The 2,653-nt window shown below is 65.5% G+C and carries 2 protein-coding genes; both read left to right on the top strand.

The genetic code is table 11. The features are described 5' to 3' along the window. A partial coding sequence (locus tag VN419_RS06595) for a DNA gyrase C-terminal beta-propeller domain-containing protein (RefSeq protein ID WP_325645721.1) occupies window positions 1–1,475 on the top strand: 1,475 nt, incomplete at its 5' end. 5 nt (window positions 1,476–1,480) lie between these two features. Further along, a complete protein-coding gene (locus VN419_RS06590) occupies window positions 1,481–2,389 on the top strand; it encodes a tetratricopeptide repeat protein (protein ID WP_325645719.1) in 909 nt (302 codons plus the stop codon). The last annotated feature ends 264 nt before the right edge of the window (window positions 2,390–2,653 follow it).

Here is a 2,653-nt window from a genome sequence, read left to right as displayed (position 1 = left end):
ACCTGAAGCAGATCCTGGCCCACTTCCTGGAGCACCGGCGCGAGGTCATCATCCGCCGCACCCGCTTCGACCTGGACAAGAGCGAAGCCCGCGCCCACATCCTGGAAGGCCTCAAGATCGCGCTGGACAACATCGACGAGGTCGTGGCCCTCATCCGCGCCAGCAAGAACGCCCTCGACGCCAAGAACGGCCTCATGGAGCGCTTCACCCTGTCCGAGTTGCAGGCCCAGGCCATCCTGGACATGCGCCTGCAGCGCCTGACCAACATGGAGCGCGAGAAGCTGCTTGAGGAGCTGAAGGAGCTGGAGAAGCTCATCGCCTGGCTCAAGAGCATCCTGGCCGACGAGGCCGTGCTCAAGGGCGTCATCCGCGACGAGCTGGTGCGTATCAAGGAAGACTACGCCACCCCCCGCCAGACGCAGATCCTGGCCGACGAGGCCAACGACATCGCCATCGAGGACCTGATTCCCGACGAGGAAGCCGTCATCACCCTGTCGCGCCGCGGCTACATCAAGCGCACCAGCCTCTCGCACTACCAGCAGCAGAAGCGCGGCGGCAAGGGCATCGCGGGGGTAAGCACCTCGGACGGCGACTTCGTGCACACCTTCCTGCTTACCAGCAACCACCAGTACCTGCTGCTGTTCACCAACCAGGGCCGCATGTACCAGTTGAAGGCCCACCAGGTGCCCGAGGCCGGCCGCTACGCCAAGGGCGCACACATCGCCAACCTGGTGCCCCTGGAGAAGGACGAGAACATCGCCACGGCGCTGACTCTGCGCGAGTTCGCCGAGGACCGGCAGTTCCTGTTCATCACCCGCAAGGGCATGGTGAAGCGCACCAGCGCGGCGTTGTACGCCAACTCCCGCACTACTGGCATCCGCGCCGTGAGCCTGAAGCCCGAGGACGAGCTGATGATGGTCTGCGGCGTGCAGAACGACTCCGAGATCGTGCTCATCACCGAGCAGGGTACAGCCATCCGCTTCGCCATCACCGAGGTGCGGCCCACCGGACGCGCCACCGAGGGCGTGAAGGGCATAGCCCTGCGCAACAAGGACCGCGTGGTGGCGGGCGTCGTCACCGGCGACCCGGACCGCGAGCAGATCCTCACCGTGAGCGAGAACGGCTACGGCAAGCGCACCCCGCTCGACCAGTACCGCGCCCAGTCCCGCTCCGGCATGGGCATCATCAACATGCGCGTGACCGACAAGACCGGCAAGGTCGTGGGCGCCGTCATGGTGGCCGAGACCGACCAGATGGTCGTCCTGTCCAGCGCCAACAAGATCGTGCGCTTCCCGGTGCGCCAGGTGAGCCTGAACCTGGGCCGCGCCACCCAGGGCGTGCGTCTGATCAACCTCGACGAAGGCACCATCGTGGCCGGCTTCGACCTGGTGCAGCGCCAGGGCCTGGACCCGGTGGACGGCCTGGACGACGAGGCCCTGGACATCATTGAAGGGGATCAGCCCAGCGAGGAATAAGGTCCATGACCAACTCGCGTTCCTTCCTGTTCGCCTGCGCCCTGGTCCTGGCCGCCCAGCTTCTGCTGACGGCCTGCGACCGGGGCGCGGCCTCAGGCCCCGCCCTCGATTTGGCAATCGCCCGCGAAGCCTACTCCGGCGGCTACTTCCTGGAAGCCGAAACCGCCTATGAACGCTACCTGCAGTCTGATCCGCAAGGCAAATACAGGCTGGAGGCCTGGACGCGTCTGGTGGAGATCTGCGCAGGCATGAAGGGCGACCCGGACAAGGCCGTGACCCTGCTGGAAACCGCCACCCTAGAATACGGTGCGCGGCCCAAGGACAACTGGCCTCTGCTGTTTCGCCTGGGCGAGCTGTACGAGCAGCAGGGACAGCGCAAGAAGGCCCTGGACGCCTGGGGCCGTTGCCTGGACACCGCCGGGGGCGACACCGCGAAAACCGTTCAGGCCCAGATGCGCATGGCCATTGCCGACCGCGCCTTGGGCAAGGCCGATCTGGCCGTGGATCTGCTCACCCAGAGCATCAAGCAGGCCCCGGACATGGACACCAAAAGCCGCGCCATGTACGAACTGGCGCAAACCTACGGCATGTCCTGGAACTGGCCCAAGGCCAAAGGCATCCTTGAAGAAATCCTGGCGGCCGAAAAGACTCCCCAGGACGTGCGCGTCATGAGCACCTACCTGCTGGCCGACGCCTACGAGGCCGAGCGCAATCTGCCAAAGGCCCGTGAACTGTTGCTGTCCTTGAAAGAGACCTACCCTAATCCCGAAGTCATCATCGCGCGCCTGGGAAGCCTGGGCCAGCACAACGAAAGTCCTGCCGTGGCGCAGCTCCAACCCGGAGACAGTCCCCCGCCCGACATGGAGCATGCCGGAAGCGCTGACGTGAAGCGCAGAAGGGTGAGCGCCAAGTAGTGTGAAGGGCGTTGGCAGCAAGGGGCTCCGCCCCTTGACCCCGCCAGGGGGTATGCACCCCCTGGACCCGCAGGCCGAACGAGAAGTCCCGGAGCGCTCTTGCGCTCCGGGACTTCTCGTTCGGGGCAGGGCGCAAGGGAGCAGGGGGGCTGCAATACGCCAGGGATGGCTTTGGACAAGCCGACCTAGGACAACGCTGCCCAATATCCTTGTCCGGCGGCTTCCGCGCCGGGCAAGGATATTGGGCCACAGGGAGTCCAGAGG

Origin of the sequence: Humidesulfovibrio sp. (assembly GCF_035560995.1) — a bacterium.
Taxonomy (GTDB): Bacteria; Desulfobacterota; Desulfovibrionia; order Desulfovibrionales; family Desulfovibrionaceae; genus Humidesulfovibrio.
Note: the sequence above shows the minus strand (reverse complement) of the source record. Positions and strands in the feature narration are given on the sequence as shown.

Excerpts from the sequence above, each read along its gene's own strand:
- VN419_RS06590 (WP_325645719.1), top strand. The coding sequence starts at position 1,481 with ATGACCAACTCGCGTTCCTTCCTGTTCGCCTGCGCCCTGGTCCTGGCC.